At 44.3% G+C, this 24,454-nt stretch carries 18 protein-coding genes and 1 pseudogene; 10 read left to right on the forward strand and 9 right to left on the reverse strand.

Annotated elements, in window-relative coordinates; genetic code table 11:
* Positions 1-152: 152 nt before the first annotated feature.
* Both purH and purD read left to right on the forward strand, forming a co-directional pair.
* Positions 153-1,745: a bifunctional phosphoribosylaminoimidazolecarboxamide formyltransferase/IMP cyclohydrolase gene (gene purH, locus AACQ42_RS02395; protein ID WP_094166251.1), complete on the forward strand. Its 1,593-nt coding sequence runs from the start codon at positions 153-155 to the stop codon at positions 1,743-1,745.
* Between the two features lie 167 nt (positions 1,746-1,912).
* Positions 1,913-3,208 carry a phosphoribosylamine--glycine ligase gene (purD, locus tag AACQ42_RS02400; RefSeq protein WP_094133280.1) on the forward strand — a complete coding sequence of 432 codons (1,296 nt, stop codon included), beginning with the start codon at positions 1,913-1,915 and terminating at the stop codon, positions 3,206-3,208.
* A 131-nt stretch (positions 3,209-3,339) separates the two neighbouring features.
* Here the strand turns inward: purD and AACQ42_RS02405 are convergent, their stop codons facing one another.
* The gene (locus AACQ42_RS02405) at positions 3,340-4,029 is read right to left on the reverse strand and encodes a DUF1481 domain-containing protein (protein ID WP_094166252.1); all 690 of its coding nucleotides are present in this window, start codon (positions 4,027-4,029) and stop codon (positions 3,340-3,342) included.
* Between the two features lie 42 nt (positions 4,030-4,071).
* The gene (gene hupA, locus AACQ42_RS02410; RefSeq protein WP_010320328.1) at positions 4,072-4,344 is read right to left on the reverse strand and encodes a nucleoid-associated protein HU-alpha; all 273 of its coding nucleotides are present in this window, start codon (positions 4,342-4,344) and stop codon (positions 4,072-4,074) included.
* Positions 4,345-4,692: 348 nt separating this feature from the next.
* On the opposite strand from hupA, the gene AACQ42_RS02415 reads away from it, so the two are divergent.
* Positions 4,693-5,748: a CNNM domain-containing protein gene (locus AACQ42_RS02415; protein ID WP_017048454.1), complete on the forward strand. Its 1,056-nt coding sequence runs from the start codon at positions 4,693-4,695 to the stop codon at positions 5,746-5,748.
* A gap of 189 nt (positions 5,749-5,937) precedes the next feature.
* On the opposite strand, the gene AACQ42_RS02420 is transcribed toward AACQ42_RS02415, so the two are convergent.
* The 3 genes from AACQ42_RS02420 to AACQ42_RS02430 all read right to left on the reverse strand — a co-directional run bounded on the left by AACQ42_RS02420 (position 5,938) and on the right by AACQ42_RS02430 (position 10,915).
* Entirely contained in the window at positions 5,938-6,885 is a 948-nt protein-coding gene (locus tag AACQ42_RS02420) for a Wzz/FepE/Etk N-terminal domain-containing protein (protein ID WP_094166253.1), read from the reverse strand.
* 73 nt (positions 6,886-6,958) lie between these two features.
* On the reverse strand, positions 6,959-9,604 hold the full coding sequence (locus AACQ42_RS02425; RefSeq protein ID WP_094166254.1) for an SLBB domain-containing protein: 2,646 nt from the start codon (positions 9,602-9,604) through the stop codon (positions 6,959-6,961).
* A gap of 51 nt (positions 9,605-9,655) precedes the next feature.
* A complete protein-coding gene (locus tag AACQ42_RS02430) occupies positions 9,656-10,915 on the reverse strand; it encodes a capsule assembly Wzi family protein (protein WP_231494650.1) in 1,260 nt (419 codons plus the stop codon).
* Between the two features lie 270 nt (positions 10,916-11,185).
* Here AACQ42_RS02430 and AACQ42_RS02435 point away from each other — a divergent pair, with 270 nt between their 5' ends.
* From AACQ42_RS02435 to AACQ42_RS02455, 5 genes and pseudogenes are all read left to right on the forward strand, one after another.
* Positions 11,186-11,410 carry a hypothetical protein gene (locus AACQ42_RS02435; RefSeq protein ID WP_017048458.1) on the forward strand — a complete coding sequence of 75 codons (225 nt, stop codon included), beginning with the start codon at positions 11,186-11,188 and terminating at the stop codon, positions 11,408-11,410.
* Positions 11,411-11,501: 91 nt separating this feature from the next.
* Entirely contained in the window at positions 11,502-12,182 is a 681-nt protein-coding gene (locus AACQ42_RS02440) for a YjbF family lipoprotein (protein WP_019282254.1), read from the forward strand.
* Positions 12,183-12,225: 43 nt separating this feature from the next.
* Complete coding sequence (locus AACQ42_RS02445) at positions 12,226-12,978, forward strand: capsule biosynthesis GfcC family protein (protein WP_019282255.1); 753 nt, start codon at positions 12,226-12,228, stop codon at positions 12,976-12,978.
* Complete coding sequence (locus tag AACQ42_RS02450; RefSeq protein ID WP_094166255.1) at positions 12,975-15,200, forward strand: YjbH domain-containing protein; 2,226 nt, start codon at positions 12,975-12,977, stop codon at positions 15,198-15,200. Before AACQ42_RS02445 ends, AACQ42_RS02450 begins: the two co-directional genes overlap by 4 nt.
* Before the next feature lie 170 nt (positions 15,201-15,370).
* Positions 15,371-15,655, forward strand: a pseudogene (locus AACQ42_RS02455) (transposase domain-containing protein); the annotation flags it as partial.
* A gap of 106 nt (positions 15,656-15,761) precedes the next feature.
* Here the strand turns inward: AACQ42_RS02455 and AACQ42_RS02460 are convergent.
* Positions 15,762-16,349, reverse strand: a complete 588-nt coding sequence (locus AACQ42_RS02460; RefSeq protein WP_094166256.1) for a YjaG family protein — start codon at positions 16,347-16,349, stop codon at positions 15,762-15,764.
* A 71-nt stretch (positions 16,350-16,420) separates the two neighbouring features.
* Here AACQ42_RS02460 and AACQ42_RS02465 point away from each other — a divergent pair, with 71 nt between their 5' ends.
* Together AACQ42_RS02465 and AACQ42_RS02470 are read left to right on the forward strand one after the other, a co-directional pair.
* Positions 16,421-17,347 (forward strand): D-2-hydroxyacid dehydrogenase, encoded by a 927-nt coding sequence (locus AACQ42_RS02465; RefSeq protein WP_094166257.1) that lies wholly within the window; start codon positions 16,421-16,423, stop codon positions 17,345-17,347.
* 168 nt (positions 17,348-17,515) lie between these two features.
* Positions 17,516-18,751 (forward strand): mechanosensitive ion channel family protein, encoded by a 1,236-nt coding sequence (locus AACQ42_RS02470; RefSeq protein ID WP_013855795.1) that lies wholly within the window; start codon positions 17,516-17,518, stop codon positions 18,749-18,751.
* 56 nt (positions 18,752-18,807) lie between these two features.
* On the opposite strand, the gene AACQ42_RS02475 is transcribed toward AACQ42_RS02470, so the two are convergent.
* The 3 genes from AACQ42_RS02475 to AACQ42_RS02485 form a co-directional block, all read right to left on the reverse strand.
* Complete coding sequence (locus AACQ42_RS02475) at positions 18,808-20,697, reverse strand: methyl-accepting chemotaxis protein (protein ID WP_094166258.1); 1,890 nt, start codon at positions 20,695-20,697, stop codon at positions 18,808-18,810.
* A gap of 227 nt (positions 20,698-20,924) precedes the next feature.
* Complete coding sequence (locus AACQ42_RS02480; protein ID WP_094166259.1) at positions 20,925-22,241, reverse strand: MBL fold metallo-hydrolase RNA specificity domain-containing protein; 1,317 nt, start codon at positions 22,239-22,241, stop codon at positions 20,925-20,927.
* Between the two features lie 206 nt (positions 22,242-22,447).
* On the reverse strand, positions 22,448-24,388 hold the full coding sequence (locus tag AACQ42_RS02485) for a polysaccharide biosynthesis protein (protein ID WP_094166270.1): 1,941 nt from the start codon (positions 24,386-24,388) through the stop codon (positions 22,448-22,450).
* Positions 24,389-24,454: the final 66 nt, after the last annotated feature.

The raw sequence follows: 24,454 nt of genomic DNA on the forward strand, positions 1-24,454 counted from the left end.
TAACGTTTTTATTACGTTTGATACCCAATATCGCCGTTTTTATAAAAAAATTTGCGATGCCAAACGATTGCGCGAGCTTTTTGATGATTGTTTGGTTAGAATGTGCGCCATCAAATTTCCCATTAACTCCATGATTTGAGGAAGACCGAAGCATGAATAACGCTCGTCCTATTCACCGCGCATTGATCAGCGTATCAGACAAAACCGGCATTGTTGAGTTCGCTCAAGCTCTCGCGAAGCGAGGTGTCGATATTCTTTCTACTGGTGGCACCGCTCGCTTATTAGCAGACCAAGGTATTGCTGTTACAGAAGTTTCTGACTACACCGGTTTTCCTGAGATGATGGACGGTCGCGTAAAAACATTGCACCCGAAAGTACACGGTGGCGTGCTGGGCCGCCGCGGTCAAGATGACGACATCATGCAACAACACGGTATTAAGCCGATTGATATGGTGGTCGTCAACCTTTACCCGTTTGCCGAAACCGTTGCTAAAGCAGGTTGTACCCTAGCTGATGCGGTAGAAAATATCGACATTGGTGGGCCAACTATGGTGCGTTCTGCGGCGAAAAACCACAAAGATGTGACCATAGTGGTGAATGCATATGACTACGACCGTGTCATTGCCGAGATGGATGCGAACGACAATTCCCTAACACTCGAAACACGTTTTGACCTTGCGATTGCCGCTTTTGAACACACCGCCGCTTACGATGGCATGATCGCCAACTACTTCGGCACTATGGTTCCATCCTACGGAGAGAACAAAGAAGGTGATGAAGAGAGCAAATTCCCGCGCACCTTCAACCAACAATTCCTGAAAAAACAAGACATGCGTTACGGTGAGAACAGTCACCAAGCGGCCGCTTTCTATGTTGAAGCCAACCCAGAGGAAGCGTCAGTCTCTACGGCACGCCAACTCCAAGGTAAAGCGCTCTCTTACAACAACATCGCCGATACCGACGCAGCTCTTGAGTGTGTGAAAGAGTTCGCTGAGCCAGCGTGTGTGATTGTCAAACACGCCAACCCATGCGGCGTTGCCTTGGGCAGCGATATTCTTCAAGCCTATAACCGCGCTTACCAAACCGACCCAACGTCTGCCTTTGGTGGCATCATCGCTTTCAACCGCGAGCTAGACGCACAAACCGCAGCGGCGATTGTTGAGCGCCAGTTTGTTGAAGTGATCATCGCACCAACCGTTTCAGCGGAAGCGATTGAAGTGGTTGCGGCGAAGAAAAACGTGCGCCTGCTTGAGTGCGGTGAGTGGTCAGCGAAAACCACGGGCTTTGACGTGAAACGCGTCAATGGTGGCTTGCTGGTGCAAGATCGCGATCAAGGCATGGTTAGCCTTGATGATCTCAAAATCGTAACCAAGCGCCAACCGAGTGAAGAAGAGATCAAAGATGCTCTTTTCTGCTGGAAAGTGGCTAAATACGTCAAATCAAACGCGATTGTTTACTCAAAAGGTGACATGACTGTTGGCGTGGGCGCAGGCCAAATGAGCCGCGTTTATTCAGCCAAAATTGCGGGCATTAAAGCGGCCGATGAAGGTTTGCAAGTCGAAGGATGTGTAATGGCTTCTGATGCCTTCTTCCCGTTCCGTGACGGCATTGATGCTGCGGCGCAAGCGGGCATCAAGTGTGTGATTCAACCGGGCGGTTCGATGCGCGATGACGAAGTGATTGCCGCCGCCGATGAACACGGCATGGCGATGATTTTTACTGGTATGCGTCACTTCCGTCACTAAAAATCTTACCCCACCCTAGCCCTCCCCTAGAAGGGGAGGGAATAGAAACCAAGTGACCTTACTTCCCTTTTAGGGGAGATATTGTCATCCAAGTTCCTCCCCCTTTAAGGGGGAGGTTAGGAGGGGGTAAATGGCAACAAACTCTATACGTTAAAGGATACTCATAGATGAACATTCTGATTATAGGTGCTGGCGGTCGTGAGCACGCTCTGGGTTGGAAAGTCGCTCAAAACCCAAATGTTAAAACTGTCTTTGTTGCTCCGGGTAATGCGGGCACAGCGCTTGAGCCTAAACTTGAGAACGTCAACATTGCAGTGGAAGACATTGCTGGTTTGGTCGCTTTTGCTCAAGAAAAACGTATTGAACTGACCATTGTTGGCCCAGAAACACCCTTAGTGCTTGGCGTGGTGGATGCTTTCCGTAAGGCGGATTTACCCATCTTTGGCCCGACGCAAGCGGCAGCACAGCTCGAAGGCTCAAAAGCCTTCACCAAAGATTTCTTAGCTCGTCATCATATTCCAACGGCGGCTTACGCTAATTTCACAGAAATTGAACCTGCTTTGGCATACGTCCGCCAGCAAGGCGCGCCGATTGTGGTCAAAGCTGATGGCCTTGCCGCTGGCAAAGGAGTCATTGTGGCGATGACGCTGCAAGAGGCCGAAGACGCGATTCAAGATATGCTCGCAGGCAATGCCTTTGGTCATGCAGGCAGCCGCGTGGTGATTGAAGAGTTCTTAGATGGAGAAGAAGCGAGCTTTATTGTCATGGTCGATGGCGTAAATGTTCTCCCTATGGCCACCAGCCAAGATCATAAACGCGTCGGCGATAAAGACACTGGCCCCAATACTGGCGGCATGGGTGCTTACTCGCCAGCTCCGGTGGTCACGCCAGAGATCCATGAGCGCGTGATGCAAGAGGTCATTTATCCAACGGTGCGCGGTATGGCGGCAGAAGGCAACCCTTACACAGGTTTTCTGTACGCTGGGCTAATGATTGACGCGCAAGGCACACCGAAAGTGATTGAGTACAACTGCCGCTTTGGTGACCCTGAAACTCAACCGATCATGATGCGGATGCAATCGGATTTGGTCGAACTCTGCTTTGCCGCTCTAGAAGGTAAACTCGATCAAGTGGAGTCAAAATGGGACCCACGCGCTTCTATCGGTATTGTTTTGGCCGCTGGCGGTTACCCTGCCGACTACGCGAAAGGGGATGTTATTTCTGGCTTACCAACGCAAGAAGTCGCGGGTGAGAAAATCTTCCACGCAGGCACAAGCAACCAAGCTGGAGAAGTCGTCACCAACGGTGGTCGCGTGTTATGCGCAACCGCACTTGGTAACACAGTTTCACAAGCGCAGCAGCGCGCTTACCAATTAGCCAAACAGGTCAATTGGGATGGCATGTTCTATCGCAGCGATATTGGCTACCGCGCGATAGCTCGTGAACAACAGACAACAAAATAACAACGACAAAGCTAGGTTATGATCCAATAAGGCGCTCATAGAGCGCCTTATTTTTATACTTCATGTTCATACTTGAGGTTCATACGACTGTATTGCTTGGTGCTAAACCCACCAGGAAATGACGTGAATCATCATTTCAACAATTGCGGTTTTTCGATACAGCCATGATTCTCATCGGCCAGCATCAATAGCTCTTCGATATAGACACGGTTATTGCGGATTTTACCTAAAAAGGCAATGTAGTTATCCAATGATGCTAAACGACTGACCACAAAACTGGGCAGCGTTTGGTTAAATTCCATCTGCGTGTATTCATGACCCGTACAGGTTTCAAACACTTCGCCATCCCACACTCCTTGAATCAGCTCTAACCCTTGGTTGTCTTTATTTTTGGTTTCTGAGATCAGGTATTGTGCTTGTTGCAGATAATGGGAAAGCTGCTCTTCATCGAGTGGCAGTATTTTTCCATCGACACGGTATTGTTGATAAATTGCCTCACCAGCGTCATTAAAACGTAAGTGAACCGAATAAGGTACCAGCGATTTCTTTTGTAGCTGCTCACCTTCACGCTTGAGCTCTCGTAATGTCCCTTCATCCCAACGATAATTGCTTTTATACCAACCATAATCACCTGATGCGACATAATCGGCGGCGCTGTTTGGAGAGGCTGAACGCTCGGTATACCAATAAAAACTAGTGGCATCACCCATGGTTTGTCCACTGGTATAATTGGAATATTGTTCGAGACTAGGCGTATGGCTAGAGGAGGAGCATCCCACTAAGACTAGGGAAAATAGAATGGATAAAAGAATTTTTTTCATGGGAGAAATCTACGCCGAGAGGGTATCTCGGCGTAGTATAAATTATTTCACTGAATCTTTCAGTGCTTTACCGGCTACAAATGCTGGAACGTTAGCTGCTGCGATTTGAATCTCAGCACCTGTTTTCGGGTTACGGCCAGTACGCGCTGCACGGTGGTTTACTTTGAATGTACCAAAACCAATTAGTTGAACTTGGTCACCCTCTTTGAGAGCGCCTTCAACTGCGCCTAAAGTCGCTTCAAGAGCAGCTTTTGCTTGTGCTTTAGATAAGTCTGCTTTTTCAGCGATAAAGTCGATTAATTGGGTCTTGTTCATTAGGTTTCCCTTCTCATGTGTTATCGAATTGACCTCACTCTAAAACATAAAGCCCCCGTCTGGCAAAGGTTTGTCGCTGATCTTTTGTCTCTATGCCGCACTTTTAACCACAATATGAGCAATAACTCACAATTTGTTACTGATTGACAAAGAATATCCGCTTGTTTTTGACGCTGTAAGCCCTTATTTATAGCGTACTTATGCTTGGATGCCTGATATTTCAGGTCACTTAAGCGACCTAATATATCAGTACAATCCTACGCAGGTAGAGCCTCCAATGACCGACATTGGCATGGAGCAAACTCAACGCAGTATTGATTTGGTATAGATTAAAACTAAGGAACAATCATGTTTTTGCTTACGGTTTATATTGCCGTTGCCATCGGTGTCTCTTTTATCTGTTCGGTTCTTGAAGCTGTGCTATTGAGCATCACACCAAGCTACCTTGCTCAGTTGCGCCAAAACGCTCACCCTTCTGCCGACAGACTGAACAAACTCAAAGCGGACATTGACCGTCCCTTGGCATCGATTCTCACGCTCAACACTATTGCTCACACCATCGGTGCTGCCAGCGCAGGAGCACAAGCGGCGGTCGTATTTGGTAGCGAATGGCTCGGCGTATTTTCTGCGGTGCTAACTCTAGGCATTTTGGTGTTGTCGGAAATCGTACCGAAAACCATTGGTGCGACCTATTGGCGTCAACTTGCGCCAGCTTCTGCGGTAGTTTTACGCTGGATGGTTTGGGCGCTGACACCTTTTGTCTGGTTTTCAGAGCAGATCACCAAACGCTTAGCGCGTCACCATGAAGCGCCCAAAATGCGTGATGAACTCTCCGCGATGGCCATGCTGGCCAATGAAAGCGGTGAGTTTGCCGATGGCGAATCAAAAATACTCAATAACTTGTTGGCTATCCAGCACGTCCCAGTGACTCAAGTGATGACACCGCGCCCGGTTTTGTTTCGCGCCAGCGCGCAACTCACTATCGACGAGTTTCTCGTGCAACATAGAGATACGCCCTTTTCGCGTCCGCTTATTTATGGCGAAAGCAAAGAGGACATCATCGGTTTTGTGCATCGCTTAGAGCTATTTAAACTGCAACAAAAGGGCCAAGGCAGTAAACGTTTAGAAGAAGTCATGAGGCCGCTTCATGCGCTGCTCAACAAAATGAGCTTATTAAAGGCCTTTGATCAAATGATGCAAAAACGGCTGCAATTGGCGTTAATCGTTGATGAATACGGCACAGTACAAGGCATTCTGACCTTAGAGGATATTTTTGAGTACCTACTGGGTGAAGAGATCATTGATGAAGCAGATAAAACCACCGACATGCAGCAGCTTGCTTACCAGCGCTGGGAGCGTTGGAAGAAAACACACGGCGTCATTGAAAACAGGGATGAGGAATAGTCACCAATCTGCCTAAGTGTAGTTAACAATAGGAAAAGGGAAAATAGACTTATAAACTCACGCTTAATAAAGGTTAAATTAAATGCAAAAAATCCGATATCGCAACAAAGATATCGGATTTTTTGCACAATACACAACTTGCGGTTATGGATAGAGGCTCATGTAATACCTATGAAGATAGTAACGAGCCTATGGTTTTTTAAAAGCAAATCTAACCAGCACAATAGCAACACCGAGCATTCCACCGAGTAACGTCGCTAAAACACAAATCAATGCCCGTTTCGGCCCTGCTTTTTCTTCAGGAACAACGGCTGGGTCAATCGTTTTAAAAGCAAATTCATCTTTAACTTCTGCCAGCATTAAACTTTTCATTTGCTCTTCAATCAACTGATAAAAAACAGACTGCATATCAACTAATTTGGTTTTTTCTAGTTGCTGCTCAAGATAACTAATATTCTGACGGGTTTCTGTCAATTTTTCATTTTTAATCCAATCATTTAAATCTTTAACCAGCAATTCAACCCACTGCTGGGCTATAAGTGGTGAAAGATGGGTAATTGATACCTTTACCAACCCATTATCTTTCGCCTCTGAAACAGAAAAGATTTCTTTGAATGCTTTATGAGCCTCCCAATCACTAGGAGTAGAAGAGAGTGGAGGCTCAATTTTTCGGATCCATTGCTGTGTTTCTACGTCATAAAGAGCCGGGTCGATAACCATCTCACCAGATACACGATCCCAAGATTCAGCGGCCATTAGAGGCACAAGTAACTGATGGCGGTTGATAAAAGCATTGATAAACTGACGAGACTGCAATACAGCCAAAGACATCGCCTTATCTCCTGAGCGACCACTTCCTAGGTTAATGCCAGCTAAGGATGCCAATCCGCCCAGTTGCCCTGCCATTGACGCTAATCCACCACCACTATCTTCATTGGCAGCAACTAAACTCGCTTCCGCTTGATAGGTATTCGGTTTTGATAGCGCAACAATCACACCACCAACTGCAAAAACAGCCGTACATAATACGATGAGCAACTTACCTTTCCATAACGCCCCAAAAAGTTCTCGTAGGTCAATCTCATCATCTGAAACGCCTAACTTATCCATATGACTAAATATAGGTTGTTGTAACATTGGTTTATTCATAATCACACACTAGCAAACGTTGGCGCATTCAATACGCCAACATAAAAATGACGAAAACCCATTAATCTTTGATTGCGCTCCAAGCAACACCGATTTGGTACAGTATCTGAGTAGCAGAGGTTAAAGTACTTAGCCCATCTAAGTAATCGGTATCAATTGGAACCACTATTGTATCACTTGGCTCCAGTGGTTTTGATTTCCGGCTAAACCAGAAAGAATTATTTGGCAACATAACTGAACCATCAGCACGAATCACATAGATTCTATCAGTATCGGCTTGCTTTTTCGTTCCTCCAGCTGCGGATATATAATCTTCTATACTCATTCCCGGACGATAAGTATGATTCGAAGCAAATTGAACCTCACCCATGACACTGAGTATTGGTTGAAGAGCAGGCACGTATAACTTATCGCCACTCTCCAACATGATATTATTAATACTATCACCCGCCACAGCTTGCTTTAAGTCGATAACCAACCGTCCAAGCGCCTCTGTTTTTTCTAACTCTTCAGCGATCGCCATGGCATCATTAGGGCTAGTGGTGTAGCTCGCTGAAGAGCTTTGACGGCGTAATGCTAGGCTAGCAATTTCCTGTTTCAACTGAACATTAAGTAACTTTAATCGCTCTTGCTCTTGGCGCTTTAAACTTTCACGACTAAATACCGCACCCGCAGGATAGGCAAATCGGGTAAAACCGCCAGCTCGAGCAATAACATCAGAGAGGGTTTCACCACGAGCAAAGGTGTACGTTCCAGGAAACTTAACCTCGCCTTGCAGCTCAATAGATAAATCGCGCTGCCAATCGGGTTGACGTTTTACCATGATCGAATCTTGAGCAACAAAATCAAACGACATGTCTCCATCGATTAGTTTGCGAGGGAAAATTGTATAGTGCTCGACATCAAAACTATCATTGACACGCTGAGAACGCGTTACTTCCGCCTGAGCAAGGTAGGCATGCTCAGCAAAGCCACCAGCAGCATCGATCAACGCCTTAAAGTTTACATCGTCAGGTAAAGGATAAACACCTGGATATTTAACTGCGCCGGTTACTTCGATAAGTTGAGCAGGAGAATCAAAGGTTGCCTGTGCTCTCAAACGCTCAATGATAGGTTCAAGTAATAACTCTCGGCTGCTTTTTTTAAGGCTATCACTCTTAGAAACCTTTTCTTCCCCTAAAAGATCAAGTTGACTAGTGGTGTCTAGTTCCACCAACGCACCTGTAGTTTGATCAACTACCTCAACAAACTTAGGTTTCTCCGTAGCGGCTACATCTACCTTTATATTTTTATCTTTGCGATACCAATATTCCAAATCAATACCATTATCAAAAATAAAAATTTGATCGCGAGCTTGAAGTGGCAAATTATCCGCAGATGAAGGCTGAGAGATCGCGTTAAGTAAGCTGAATTGTTTTACTCTGAGCTTACGGGGAGCCACATCTTCTCTCACTAAAAGAGCGTAATGAAGATCGGCGGTTTCCTTTAAATCTTGTTCGATATCTTTAATCACATCATTTACTTTCATTCCAGGAACAAAAGAATAGGTACCTTGCCTTATGGCCTCCCCACGAACGGCAACCACATTACTAAAGCTTTGGTTAACAGGAGCTAGAGACACTTCATCCCCTGGTTGTAACATAAATGAACGGTGAGGTTGATTTAAAAAATCGAGGGTAATAAGTTCAACGCCATTAGTACTCACTCGTCGAACATTGACTAATGAAAGATAGGCATTAGGTAAAGCACCACCTGCCATTTTTAAGATGGATTCAAGAGTGGTTTTCCCTTTTAGCTCATATTTGGCGGGACGAATAATTTCACCTTTAACGGCAACACTTGCTTGTCTGGTGGGAATAAATAATGTATCACCCGCTTGCAACCGTATATCCTGTGAATTATCACCGTTAAGCAATAAATTATAAGCATCAAAATATTGAATGACCTTACCTTTGCGCTTGAGCTGAATGTTGCGCAAACTTCCACTCTCTTTAACGCCGCCACTTGCTACAATCGCTTGAGTGAGCGTAGTAAGCCCATTAACATTATAAGCACCTGGTTGAATTGCCTCACCAGCAATGTATATTTGAATCGTTCTGATACTTCCTAAAGAAACGACCGCCTCAACACCAATGAGCTTTCTTTCAACCAAACTTACAATGTATTGCTTAATTTCGCCAAATGTTTGTCCTGCAATGTATTCGGCACCTAACTCCGGGAAATCCACTTTACCATCACGATCGATAGTCACTGAATAGCGCTGATTGGATTTACCATAAAGCTGAACCAGTATTTCATCGCCAGGTGCCATTACATAATCTAAAGGGATTGGAAGATTATCCACTGGCGTAAAATCCATTGGAGTGCCAACAAATAAATCGTAACCAAATAGCGGAAGTTCAGATTCATCAGATTCATCAGATTCTTTTAAGTTTAACGACTCAACATTCGAATTCTCTTGAATGGAAGTTGCTCTTTTCGGCTCAGCAATTTTTTCTTTTCCATTTACTCCGTTTGATGCAGATGCTGAAGAGATAGCATTTAAATCAAACCCATACTGCTTTGCTAACTGCTCTTGCTGGGCCTTTGGAAGCGATTTAAATTGAGATATTTGCGCTGCTGTTGGAGTAAAACTTAACGCAGTGCTTGGCAAAATAGCCACAAACACCAGCAGGAAAGAGTTAAAGAAAAAATTACACTTCATCATTTTATGCTAGCCATCATCTTTAATTAGTTATTTTTATCTAAAAGAGCTACGTTAAAATCGAAATTCGTAGTTCGACCAATAATTCGTCTGACTACTTTCACTTTGCTCTCTGTCCACACCAAAGGTAAGTCTTCCACTCAACGCTGGGAGTCGATAACTTACCTGATACAATTCTTTGCCCTGCTGTTGGTACTGTGTTTGCTCTTGATATGTCGCTTCTATTTGATGGTCATTCGCTAACTGCACGTAACCAGATACAGACCAACCATCTTCCACTAAATAGCTATTTCTCATGAACTTATCATTAAATAACTTCATGTCTGTCAAGACATGTAAATCATCATCACGACCTTGTTGTCGTTCAATAACCAAACGAAAAGAGTATTTATCGAAGGGTATAAAACCAGACCAACCAAACAATAATGCCCCAAGCTGAGAGGCTCTAAGATCCGAAGCAACTTCAACATAGACGCTATGATAAAAATCACAAACGCTAGGTAGCGATAACTTAGCATCGAAGGTTACTTGCTCATCTAGATAATCACTGTCATCAATAGGTTTCAGCCACTGATGGTAAGTAAGGCCATATTCCAGTATAGAAAATGGCTTACTTATTAATCGAGAAGACCATTGGTATTGGTAAATATCATCAACATCACTGACTAATGTTTCCAAACTCCAAACACCCAACCAGTTATTTTCGCTCGTATAGCTAAGGCTAATCTCAGGTACCGACTCGTGTGTATTCAATACCAAATTATGCTGCCAACCTTGTCCCCACCAGCGAGGCAAAGTACCAATGCTAAAAACCCACCCACCAGTATTAAGCGCTAAGTAACTGTCTTGCCAACGGATATCGCGATCTTCACCATCATCAGAATACCCTGTCGTTAGACGAAAAGCGTAATGCGGCTTAAGCATTTCATAGCTAGCATAAGCGCCCCAATGATCATTACTCTCTCGACCAAAAGCATTATTTACCAATGGTTCGCTATTTACAATTACGGCAAATTTGCGATTTCCACGTTCTAACTGAGCGGCTTGATAACGGTATCTGAGATGAGAATATTCAGAATTTAAAGAGGAAGAAAGAACATTAAACTGAGATATGGAACTATCTAACATCGACCAGAGCATTGGAAAGTGATTGGTAGGGCTATTGACCCTCCCTGAATCTGACAGAGCCGCAAGATCTGAGCGCACAAAAGGATCGGATGTTTCTAACCATGGGGAAGCAAAAGCTTGCTTGCAAACAATGCAGCCCCCTAAGAGCACAACCAGTGATTTCATCATCCATCCATTATTAACCACTGCAAAGTCCTAAATACTAATATTATTAAATAAACTAAAGTGGACACTGGCGCGTAGCATACTAAATACATCATACCTACTCAACTAATTCATAGTGACTGCATTTATATTAAAAAAATGAATACAATTAAATGGGATATCACTCTTTAAAACACTCAATGACTATTGATAAACTTTTACTTTGGTGTCTATTTTGCATACCATGTTAATAGGTGTGCTTATGCATTGCCGACATCGATGTTTTTATTTGTAAATTTACAAGGATATACTATGAAAAAAATTGCATTAGCGGCATTAGTTGCTTTGAGTTTATCAAGTACAGCGTTTGCTGAAGAAGCTGCGGTAGCTGCAGGAGCAGAAGGTGCATCAGCCGCTGCTACTGGCGCTGTTGCTACATCAGGTATCGTAGCTGGTGCCCTTGCTGTTGCTGTTGTAGCAGTTGTTGCTGCATCAGACAGTGATGGGACAACAGGCACTGACGGCACAACAAACTAAGTTTGCTCCTACAAACATCCTTAACTTTGTTAAGGATGTTTTTTATGCTTACCAGAAACAACAAATTACTGACATAAAACGGATAATATCGATGTCGAGCAAAATAAAAACGGCGAAACCTCTGATCTCGGCTCTGCTGTCTTTGGGATTAATGACCGCTAGTGGCTGTTCAACTAAGTTTTCTAGTATTAATGATTCGATTAAATTTGCCGCATTCGGCGTCGATAATGTGACATTAACCAAGCAACAAATCGAGCAGATCCCTTATTTAAGCAGCTACGTGACTATCAACGATAAAGCACAAATTTTCATGGTATTGGCATTCATTGATATACATCCAACTTCAGGTAAAAAACAGTATAAATGGCTCTCTTCTGACAGTGCAATGATCGTTACTGAAAATGGTAGAATCATCAAAACAATCAATATGCCGACCGCAAACCTTTACAGCGTATTGCCTCTAAAAAACTTCCCGTCTTTAACCAACGATAATCAATGGCAAGCCCAATACGATTGGCAACCTGAGTATCAATTCGGTCAACGAGCCACCATATCAACTCGTCAAGTCGCCACCGAATATATCGAATCAGTACTGTGGCAAGAAAATACAAGTGTGTGGCAAGAAAACGTTCAGTTCGATAAAAGTGGTAAAAGCATGAGCAACACTTTCTGGGTTGATAGAAACGGCAATGTCGTTAAGTCCTCACAATGGTTAATTCCTGATGCCTTAAAAATCGACATGGAAATATTAAAACCTTACAAACCTCAGTAATTATAGGCTGTCATTTATGAATTATTGTCTTCTAGCACTATTTATGGCTGCTTTTTCAGCAAGCGGCTTTGCTTCCGTGTTAACGATACACTTACCCGATGAAAAAAAAGTACTTGAATATAGCCAACCAGAACGGCTGGAAAAAATATTCACTGACATTATTAACCAACAAAAAACCGTAGAAATGGCTTATAACAACCCAAACGGACCACTCGCTGCATTAACCACTTATCCATTGAACAATATGCTTTTTAATCAAGATAAAGCGAGCGAAGTGGAAAAAATAAAACAAACCTTACTTCAACGTTTAACTGCCTACACACATGATCATCCAAAATCTAAAGCAAGCATTGCTTTATTGAATGAGCAAATCAGTCGTTGGAATGTTGGTTATCGTGAATTCATCAATCTTGATTATGATGTAATACGGATCGCACCGAAGAACAACCCTCAGCTAGAAGGCAATTTCGAGATAATTACGCCCAAAAGGCCCAAAACAGTTCGTATTGAAGGGTTACTTTTCTCTCCGGTCACTAAACCGTTTATTGGTGGATTAACTGTCGCAGATTACCTTAACCAAACAACATTATTATCGAGCGCCAATAACAGCAATGTCTGGGTGATTTATCCTGATGGTCATGCCAAACAAGCGGGATATGCCTACTGGAATGATGAACAAACTCTCCTAGCACCGGGTAGCGTCATTTTCGTAGGATTTAACAGCTCAAACGCTCAGTTATTAGGTTTCGAAAGCGAGATTGTTTCGCTACTTCGGTCAAGAAAAGGCTTTTTATGAAACCTCAATATTCTTCATTTCTTATTTCGTCTTTAAGTCTGATCTCTGTTAGTTATGCATCGATTGCCCTAGGCAACACGAATGATTGGAAACCATCACAAATGGACTTTGGTGGTACTGGTCTAATGCAAATGCCTTCAGGCCGCATGGCAGAAGAAGGTGAATTTAATATCGGTGTCAGTTTTAATAACGACTACCACCATTACGTTGCTTCGATGCAAGTGATGCCATGGCTTGATGCGACAATTCGCTATACCCGCTTACCCGATGTTCTCTATAATTCAAATCCAGACTACAGCGGCGATAACCTGTATACAGACAAAGGTATGGATTTTAAAGTTCGCCTCATTGAAGAAAGCTACTGGCTACCAGAAACATCTATTGGCGTGCGAGATTTTGGTGGTACTGGTATGTTTGACGGTGAGTTTGTCGCTGCAACTAAACGTTTTGGCAACCTTGATTTCACACTGGCTATCGGCTGGGGATACATAGGGCAAAGTGGCAACGTCAGTAACCCGGTTTGTAAAATAAGCGACCGATTTTGTAACCGACCGAGTGATTATAAAGACAAAGGTGGCACAGTTGACTTTGAGCGTTGGTTTAAAGGCTCTGCTGCGCTATTTGGTGGCATTGAATACCAAACACCTTACGATCCACTGAGAATTAAAATTGAGTACGACAGCAACGATTATTCTGAAGATTGGCCACAAGTAAGAGCCAACTCTGATATGACTCAGCATACACCTTGGAATGTTGGTATTAATTACCGCTTAGGTGATTGGGGAGATGCGAAGGTCAGTTATCAACGAGGCAATACACTAACGTTAGGTTTTAACTTTTATACCAACTTTAATCGTATGAAAGCAAGTTGGTTGGATGCGCCAAAACCTAAGGTTCAAGCGTCTCCCACATCCAATAATTGGCAGAAAGCATCAACAGAACTGTTACACAATGCTGGCTATCAGCAAAATACCATTGCGGTTTCTGATACCAAAGTTATCGTAAGTGGTGAACAAGTTAAATACCGTGACAGAGATGAAGCACTTGAACGAGCCGCAGCCGTTTTAACTCATTACGGTAGTGATGACATTACGGAATTTCACATCATAGAACAAAACAATGGTGTCGCATTAACTGAAACCATAATTAATAGAGAAGACTATATCTCGGCAGCCAATTATGACCAACTTGGGCTTACTCCTCAGTCTACTTTCGATAAATATCAAGAACCGACCCCAACATTTTCTTCTATAGTGGCTCAATCTATCAAACATTGGGATTACGGTTTATCACCGTCACTACAACAATCTCTTGGTGGACCGGAAGCTTTCTATTTATTCAGCCTAGGCCTGAGCGCGCACTCCAACTATTGGCTCACGCCTAAACTTGAACTTGGCGGCGCGATCTACATCAACATTATCGATAACTACGACAAATTCAATTACGGTATTGATAGCCCACAGTCACCACATGTTCGAAATGAAGCGACGCCTCGAGTTCGTACGATGTTCCGTAGCTACGTACAAGATCCCGTGCGTCTGAGCCAATTACAGCTAACTTGGTTTGAACAGCCAACAGAGAGTATCTACACACAAGTTTACGGCGGATATTTAGAATCGATGTTTGCTGGTGTGGGTAGCGAAATATTATATCGCCCCATGAACTCTAACTGGGCTCTAGGATTGGATATGAACTACCTCAGTCAGCGTGAAGCGGATTCTTGGTTTGGGATTTATTCAGATAATTACTTCTACTACAATGGTGTAAATCCAGACTCTCAGACTTGTATTAATAACCCAACAAGTTGCCGAGCTTATGTGTTAAACCAAGGTACGACAGGCCACCTAACCACCTACTATACCCCTGACTGGTCGTTTCTTAGTAATACGCTATTTAAAGTTAGCGTAGGCAAATTCTTAGGGGGAGATATTGGTGCCCGAATTGATTTTTCTAAACAATTCAAGTCGGGTGTGATTGCTGGTGTTTATACGGTATTTACAGACTTAACCGCTGATGAGTATGGCGAAGGAAGCTATAACAAAGGATTCTATGTCTCAATTCCTTTTGACATCATGACAGTGAAGCCATCAACGAACAGAGCAATATTAAATTGGGAGCCAATCACTCGCGACGGTGGGCAAATGTTGAGAAAGAAACATCAATTATATGATAGAACAGATGCCCGCTCTCCTTGGGTACAAAGGCCCAATACATCGCAGTAATGGCCTGTCAATGCAAGGCAATGTGGCAAAATACACACGGCGTCATTGAAAACAGGGATGATGGGAGCTTTAGCTCTAATGCCGATCAGTTAAGACTTTAATCGGCAGATCAGTTGAATGATCCTACCTTTATGTAAAAATCCGATAGACCTTGTTTATCGGATTTTTTTATGCACGTTTCTCAAGCCCTCGATATCATCAACAGTTATAAACCCAATCACGTTGAAACACTCGCAGACCTCTTGCTCATTGAGCTCATCAATAGTGCTTATGAGCTTACGGATACCGTTACTCTAAGAAAACGAAAGCTCACTTTAGAGTCGATGGCATGGTTACTGGTTGGCATGGCCATCCATAACGATAAATCCATGGCTGACATTGTCAATATGCTCGATATTGTTGACCGCACAGGTAAGCCATTTGTTGCTCCAAGTGCATTAACACAGCGAAGAAAAAAGGGCTGATTTATGAAGTCGTGAAGAAAAAGCCAAGCCGATACCCTAGAAAATACAATGCCGCTCACCTTAAGTGAACGGCATTAGTGCTTTAGCTCCCATTTTTCTACAAACTCACACCAATGTTGCTCACGCCTTCGTCGCGTAGCTCTTGGCGTAGGTCTTTAATCAAATCAATATCTCGCTCTACGGCTTCACGCAGAGGACGGAAAATAGCCCACTGTACATCCCATTCGGCGCAGACCGCTTCATTTTGTTTTTGATTGTCGTTGGTGATCTCTTCGCCCGTTTGCGCTTCTTCTAACTGCGCCACTGTCAGCACCGATATCTGACTGATTTTTTGCATGTTTTCATACAGATAATCGCGATCAAGCAGGCCGTGAAGTAGGTGAGACAAAGCCACACACGCATCAATTGCTGGGTACACAGCGTAAACATCAAAATCTTCTGAGCTTGGAATGATCTCTTCCAACTTCTCCAATTGGTTCTCGAAATTGATTTTGGCACTTTTTACCGTGAGCAATTCCCAAACACTGTCGAGAATATCTCGATATACTCGCGTGTGAGCAAATTCAGTATTATCGCAAAACATGGCATAGTTCGGGTACATACGTTCACACAAACACGCCATAAAAGTAATTTGTTGCCAAGGTTCAAATTTCTCAAGACGAACCTGCAGAGGGTTTTGTAGCATAATCACTCAATCGCAGCAGAAAAAGACAGCGGAAGTGTACTTGATAACCAACAGGGAAAAAAGCAAAGCCGATGAACAATTTCACTCATAAACTCTATATTCTAACCGAAAACAACGATATTTATCGACAAGCGATTGAACAGGCGCAGTTGAGCGGCTTAGCCATCACAGACGATCGCAGCGAAGCAACCATTTTGCTGGCCGCGCCACCACTGGCGGCAAAGTATTTGGACGATTTTCCGCAACTGGAATGGTTGCACTCGGAATATGCAGGCGTAGACACCTTAATGTCACCGCAACTTCGTCAAGATTATGAGCTCACCAACGTTAAAGGCATCTTCGGCCAGCAAATTGCTGAATACGTTCTGGGCAATCTGATTGCACACTTTCGCCACTTTGCTTGTTACGCGCAGCAACAAGCGGCCAAACAGTGGCAGACCCACCCTTATCAATCGATCAATGATAAAACCATGGTGATCCTCGGCACAGGCTCTATTGGCAGCCATTTAGCGAAAGTAGCCAAAGCCTTTGGTTTGCACGTGATTGGCGTCAACCGCACTGGCATCCCGGCCAAAAACGGGGGTTTTGATAAAACCTATCACATTAACGAGCTTGCTACTGCCCTCGCTCACGCGGAGGTTGTGGTCAGTACGTTACCCAACACGCCGCACACCAAAGGCTTGCTCAATCAAAGTACGTTGAGCCATTGCCACAATGCATTGCTGTTTAATGTCGGGCGCGGTAAAAACCTTGTTGAGAGTGATTTGATTGCACTGATTGAAGAGGGTCACATTCAACACGCCTACCTCGATGTGTTTGAAAAAGAGCCATTAAGCGAAGATCACCCGTTCTGGACGCACCCTGCCATTAGCCTTACACCGCACATCGCGGCGGTGAGTTTTCCTGAGCAGGTGGTGGAGATTTTCACCCGTAATTACGGCTTGTGGCGCGACGGGTTCCAACTTGAAAACAGAATTGATTTTGAAAAAGGCTATTAGGTCAAATAGCGGTTAATAATCGGCACTAAGCCTAGGGAAACCTTAACTCAATGTTACTATAGACACGCAAACCACTTGCCATTGCTGTCGAGAATACACTGCCGTATCGAACACGGGTTAATGCGGTAAAACAGGAACGGTATCGCCTAATGACACAAGGAGCAAATCATGCCTTCAGCCATCACTTCGTGGCTACAATCACTGAACATTAATTTAGAACAACTGCTGCCGATTGCTGAAGCACTTGGGCTTATCGCGCTTATTTCTATCGTTATCCATTTAGTGTTGCACCGAGGGGTGAGCCTATGGCTACAGCGGCGCACAACCAACGCACAAGTTTTACAAAACATTCTGTTTAGCAAAAAGCTTTTCAGCCGCTTTGCCTTGTTAATTCAAGGGATTGTCATTTCAATCCAAACTCAGTTATGGCTTAGCCACGCCAGTGCGACTTACGAACTGCTACATACATTGACCTTACTGTGGATTATCCTGTTTGGCCTGTTAAGCAGTTACGCTCTGCTCAATGTGGTGGAAACGTTACTTTATCGCAGCGCAACCAGCCGTAACATTCCGCTCAAAGGCATTATTCAAAGCATCAAAATCATCGCATTTGTTATCGCTGCACTGTTTGCGACGTCGATTTTAATTGGCAAATCGCCAGTGCTACTGCTGAGCGGTTTAGGTGCGATGACCGCGGTCATCATGCTGGTATTTAAAGACCCGATTTTAGGATTAGTGGCGGGGATTCAGCTTTCAGCGAACCAAATGCTAAGCGTCGGTGACTGGCTTGAAATGCCCAAATATGGCGCAGACGGTAACGTCATCGACATTAGCCTGACCACAGTCAAAGTGCAAAACTGGGATAAAACCATCACCACGATTCCGACTTATGCCTTGATCTCTGATTCGTTTAAAAACTGGAAAGGGATGCAAGAATCAGGCGGCCGACGCATTAAACGCAGCGTATTAATTGATGCCAATAGCATTCACTTTCTGACGCCAGAAGAGCAAAGCTACCTACGCAAAGCACAACTTTTAGAGCCCTACTTGGCCGAAAAAGAACAAGAGCTCAACGCCTATAATCAGATGAGCCAACTCGATTTAGCCTGCCGCATCAATGGACGCCGCTTAACCAACATTGGCAGTTTTCGTGCCTATCTAGAACGTTACTTGCGTAACCATCCCCAAATTCACCAAGGCATGACATTAATGGTGCGCCAACTGGCCCCCACGCACGATGGCGTCGCGCTGGAGATCTATTGTTTCACCAATACGGTCGTGTGGGTCGAGTATGAAGGTATTCAATCGGATATTTTTGACCACATTTACGCCGTGCTTCCTGACTTCGGCCTACGCGTTTCGCAAGCGCCAACTGGGAGTGACTTTCAAGCACTCGCAAGGTAAACCTGAGTTTCCTCCCCCTAATGGGGGAGGTTTGAGCATAAAGCGATCGAGAAGGGTTACAGTTTAAAGCGGTTAATTTCTTGTTGAAGCTCTTTAGATAAGCTAGAAAGCAATTCAGCTTGTTGGGAAGCTTCTTGTGCTTCTTTTGCCAGTTCATCAGACACGTCGCGTATACCTTGGGTATTACGCGTAATTTCCTCTGTGACTGACGCCTGTTCTTCTGCGGCGGTTGCAATTTGGGTTGCCATATCGCTGATCGTACCGACCGCTTCACCAATTTTCACTAAGCTTTGCGCGGCCACGTTGGCATCTTCCACGCTACTTTCGGAAAGCTTGCTACTCTCAGTCATGATGTTCACGGCCTGAGTCGTGGTTTTCTGCAAGGTTTCAATCGTCTGTTGAATCTCTTGCGTCGAACTGTGCGTCCGTTGGCTGAGTACTCGAACTTCATCCGCTACCACCGCGAATCCACGCCCTTGCTCACCCGCCCTTGCCGCTTCAATCGCCGCATTCAGTGCCAGTAAGTTGGTTTGCTCAGCAATGCCCTGAATCGCTGACAAGATCGTATTGATGTTTTGTGCGTGCTGGTTCAAGTTTTCAATGACTTCTTTGGCTACCGTCATCTCTTTCGATAACTCACTGATCGACTGTTGAGTATTTTTCACCTGCTCAACACCGTGGTTAGAAATTTTCACCGTATCCAAAGAGGTGGCCGCTGTATTATCTGCATTGCCTGCAATCTCTTGCGTTGCGGCCGCCATTTCGTTAATTGCAGTGGCCACCATGTTGATTTCATCTTGTTGCACCATAATGCGTCGGGTACGTTCATGGGCTTGCGCTGCGGTGTTTTCTGCTTGCAGTGTTAACCCTTGCGACACTTCATGGAAACGCTTGATCATGCCGTGCATATTACCGACGAACTGATTAAAGTTATTCGCCAGTGCGCCTACTTCATCTTGATAACGTGGTTCAATGCGCTGCGTAAGGTCAGCATCACCGTCTGCAATTTCCGCTAATGCTTGGGAGACTCGGCCCAAGTCACGCAGTAAGAAGCCAACCAATGCCGAAAACACGATCACGACCAAAATTGTAATGGCGACTGATATCGAGGTTAATTGCATAAAGAGAGCGCCAATATTGGTGTACTCCACCTCTTTATCGAGCTCAATGCCGAGCACCCAGTCAGTCTCAGGAACGGCGGTAAAGAATAATAATTTTTCGACATCACCAACCATCACGGTTTGTATTTTATTCTCTGCCATTGAGCGGTCGATGACTTGCTGCGTTAGGTTAGGGCTATAAGAAGCCAGCGGTTTGAGAATCAAATCTTTATTACGGTGTGCAACAATTAACCCTGTATCACGGTTGATCAACATAGCGTTTGATTTTGCCCCTGCATCAATCGCAATGACATCCTTCACCAATTGATCAATTAACACATCAGCACCAATAACGCCCCAAAACTGTCCGTCTTTTTTAATCGGTTCAGCGAGCGTTACCATCAAAGCGCCCGTGATCGCATCAGCATAGGCGGCAGTTAATATCGTGCCGGAGCTATTTTTCGCTTCTTGATACCATCCTCTTGTCCGAGGATCATAGCTTGCATTGTCTGCACCTCGAGACGGAATAGAACGGTGCATGGTGCCTTGCTCAGTGCCGAAATAGAGTAAATCAAACTGTGCGCCTTGCTGAGCTTGCTGTAAAAAAGGCAGTGAATCGTCCTTCATCGTGTGAGGGATCACCGCACTAATGACTTTGCTACGAACATCCAACCATTGGGTAATCGAACTCGTTGCCGATTTCGAGATACCATACACCCTTTCCTTGATGCCACTCTCCGTTTCATCTTTCAATAAATTTGCCGACAGTAACGTCAACACCACCGCCATCACAATAACAACAAGCAAACTTGTCATTATCAACTTACCTTTTAACGATAGATTCACAACTCACCCCCATTGGTGAAATAGATTAGGTTTTGTTTGTAAGAATCGCCCACTACACATGTACACTTTGCACTCACACAGCGTCGTAATTAACCGACAAAAAGTCCAAGCCACAATCTAAGCTACAAAGCGTTATCGTTTAGTTGCTAATGGATACAAATCTTTTACACCTATTAAAAGTAAGTTACTGCTATTAACAATGCAATTAACACGGCAAAACATTGCGCTCAATCTATCACCTCATAACCTAAACTGCGCAACGTAACCGCAAAAGCTTGCTTTGTTGCGGGCTCTCCATGAATCAAATGAATTTGCTTAGGCTTAGTCGCAATGCCCTCAATAAAGCGCAACAAATCGGCTTGGTCGGCATGGGCAGAATAACCCGACATACTTTGAACCTGTGCATTCACGAGTACGTCATCGCCATCGATCATCACCGAGTGATCGCCTTGCGCAATTGCTCGGCCCAGAGTGCCTTGAGCTTGGAAGCCCGCAAAGATCACATCGGTTCTTTTATCAGGCAACAGCGCTTTTAAATAGGCCATCACTCGGCCACCTTCACACATGCCAGACGCGGCCACCACAATCGCCGCTTCCCCTGTTGAGGCTAAACGGTTGACCAATGCTTGATGGCTTCGATAATCTTGAACGGTAATACACTGTTCAAACGCAAGCGGATGCCTTTGCGCATCCAAACGCTTTTTCGCCTCTTTTCCCCACAATTTTTTAAACTTTCGGTAAGATTTCGTCACCTGTTGCGCCATGGGTGAATCTAAAATAATCGGAATATTGCCATCGATTTCACCGCTGAAGATCAATTGTTCAATATCAAACAGCAGCTCTTGTGTTCGGCCCACACTGAATGCTGGAATTAAAATAGTGCCACCGTCTTGCAAAGAACGGTTGATGATGTCCTTTAAGCGCTGCGCCCGCAGCTGCACATTGTCGTGGGTTTTGTTCGCGTAGGTTGATTCAATTAGCAGATAATCGGCGCGAGGCGGAGAGATTGGGTCCGGCAATAACGGTGTGTTGCAGGGACCTAAATCCCCTGAAAACAGGACAATTTCATTATTTGGCAGTTTCACTTCAATAAACGCTGACCCTAAAATATGGCCCGCAGGCGTAAAGCGAAAATAAGTATTGTCTAAATCACGAGAAATACGCTGCCACACGCCATAATTCACCGGCTTTATTTGTTTATTCAGCCTTTCTAATATTCTTGTACGCTGTGCTTGCCCTAAGCCAAGTTGAAGCTTTAACCCATCTTCTAACATTAATGGGAGTAATTCTGCGGTAGCGGGTGTGCAATAAATAGGCTGATGAAAACCAGCCGCTAATAACCAAGGTATACGGCCGATGTGATCAATATGCGAGTGAGTTAACAACAACGCCTGCAGATGAGTTAATGGAAAATCAATCGCCATTGGTCGGCTATCACGCCCTTGAAATAAGCCGCAATCAACCAAAATCCCTTTCTTCCCAAGCCTCAGCTCATGACAAGAGCCCGTGACGGTCTCTTTTCCACCGTGGTGGATGATCTGCATGTTCAATCCTTTCATTTTTTATGGAGTCATTGAATCGATAGTGCGCGCTATTTATTCATCACAACATATGGTCTGTTAAAAAATTCGTCGCGGCTGGCAAAGTTTCATTCTAACCGATGTATAGCCCACTAATATTTTTGCCCTAAAACACAAAAGGGTTCATCGCAATATGATAAACCCTTTTTTGATACCGTAATCTAATTTGATTAGTACGTCACTAAGCTCTCTTTTGGAATTGCTCCTGGATGATTTCTCTTCCACACCAAATCACAAATACCGTCACTAGGAGCAAAGCCTGTTGGTGCTTCAAGTAACAATTCTCGGATCCGCTCATGGTCAAAGTTATGGCAAGCGATGTCGAGTTCTTCCAAAAGATGCATGTATTGAGGTAACGGTAAGTTTACTTCTGTCGCAGTCATAATTCGCTCATGCGCCGTATTCTCAACATTGTCACCAATCAAAAGCTCTTCATACAGCTTCTCTCCAGGGCGTAGCCCGGTATAACTTATCTCAATGTCACCGTATGGGTTCGATTCATCCTTCACTTCCAACCCAGAAAGCTGAATAAGATTTTTGGCAAGATCAGAAATACGCACAGATTCCCCCATATCGAGAACGAAGACATCACCACCTTTGCCCATCGCTCCTGCTTGGATCACTAACTGTGCGGCTTCTGGAATGGTCATAAAATAACGCGTTATTTCAGGATCAGTAACAGTTAAAGGGCCGCCTGTTGCTATCTGTTTTTTAAACAGTGGTACCACGGAACCAGAGGAACCCAGCACATTACCAAAACGCACCATACAAAAACGGGTGCCTTTAGGCTTCTCATTTTCTTGCTCTGCCAAGGCTTGTAAACCTAATTCAGCCATGCGCTTAGTCGTACCCATTACATTAGTAGGCCTAACTGCTTTGTCTGTAGAGATAAGCACAAAGGACTCAACCTGAGCCTCCACTGCAGCTTTTGCAGTGTAGTATGTACCAAACACATTGTTTCGTACCCCTTCCACTACGTTGAACTCAACCAAAGGAACATGCTTATAGGCGGCAGCATGGTAAATGGTTTGAATGCTAAAGCTTTTCATCACCATTGATAAACGATTAATACGCTGAACAGAACCAAGCAGAGGTACGATTTCAATATTTAGTTTTTTGCGGACAATAAGTTGACTAAGCTCTCGATCAATTTGGTATAACGCAAATTCAGACAACTCAAAAAGAATCAACTTTTTCGGCTGGCTGAGGATAATTTGTCGACACAGCTCTGAGCCAATCGAGCCCCCAGCCCCGGTGACCATAACGACTTTATCTTTAATGTTTGCTTCCATTAACGAGCGCTGTGGTGTAACCGGATCTCGCCCAAGTAAGTCCTCAATCGCAACGTCTTTTAGCTCATCAATACTCGCCTTACCTTCAACAATATCTTTCATATCTGGTACGGTAAGTACTTCCGCTGAAAGGTGAACCAAAGACTCCAATATTTTCTTCCTTCGAGCACGTGAAGCACTTGGCACTGCAAGTAGTATCTGCTTTACATTATGTTTAGCAACTAGCCTATCTGCATGACCAACATTATGTACACACAACCCCATAATCACGGTCTTTTCAAGGGTTTTATCTTCATCAATAAACCCTACTACTTTATGAGTTTCCGAATTTCTGAGCGCTAGTGCAAGCTGCCTTCCCGCTGAGCCCGCCCCATAAATCAGCACTGGCTTGTTTCCTTGACCATTGAGTTGGGCAACGAGCACACGAACGATAAGTCGCGATCCTCCACATAAAAGGCAGAGAAAGGTTCCGTAAATAATGGGTAAAGAACGCGGAATAGGCGCACTAAAATAAAATGCAAGAACGGCAACAGAAGCCGCTGAAATCACCGTGCCAATACTGACCACCGCTAACGCATGAAAAGTAAGGTAACGCAATACCGCACGGTAAAGTCCAAGCCGTGTGAAAGAAAGGATGGTGGTGATAGCAACACAACCCAGAAGATAAGGAACCGTTGGTGATTTGATCAAAACAACATCACCAATTCTTACCCAATAAGCGGCATAAAAAGAGAAGACGATAAAGAAAAGGTCAATAATGACGCTGATAATGCGTTTATTAACCCGAGATAAGTTCCAGATAAAGTTCAGCCTAGCCATCATATATGTCTTTATTGTGATTCAGTTCAAAGCTCAACTCATTATGAGCCATGCAACAAGAGTATT

The organism is Vibrio sp. V12_P9A6T4 (genome assembly GCF_963874835.1).
GTDB lineage: Bacteria > Pseudomonadota > Gammaproteobacteria > Enterobacterales > Vibrionaceae > Vibrio > Vibrio anguillarum.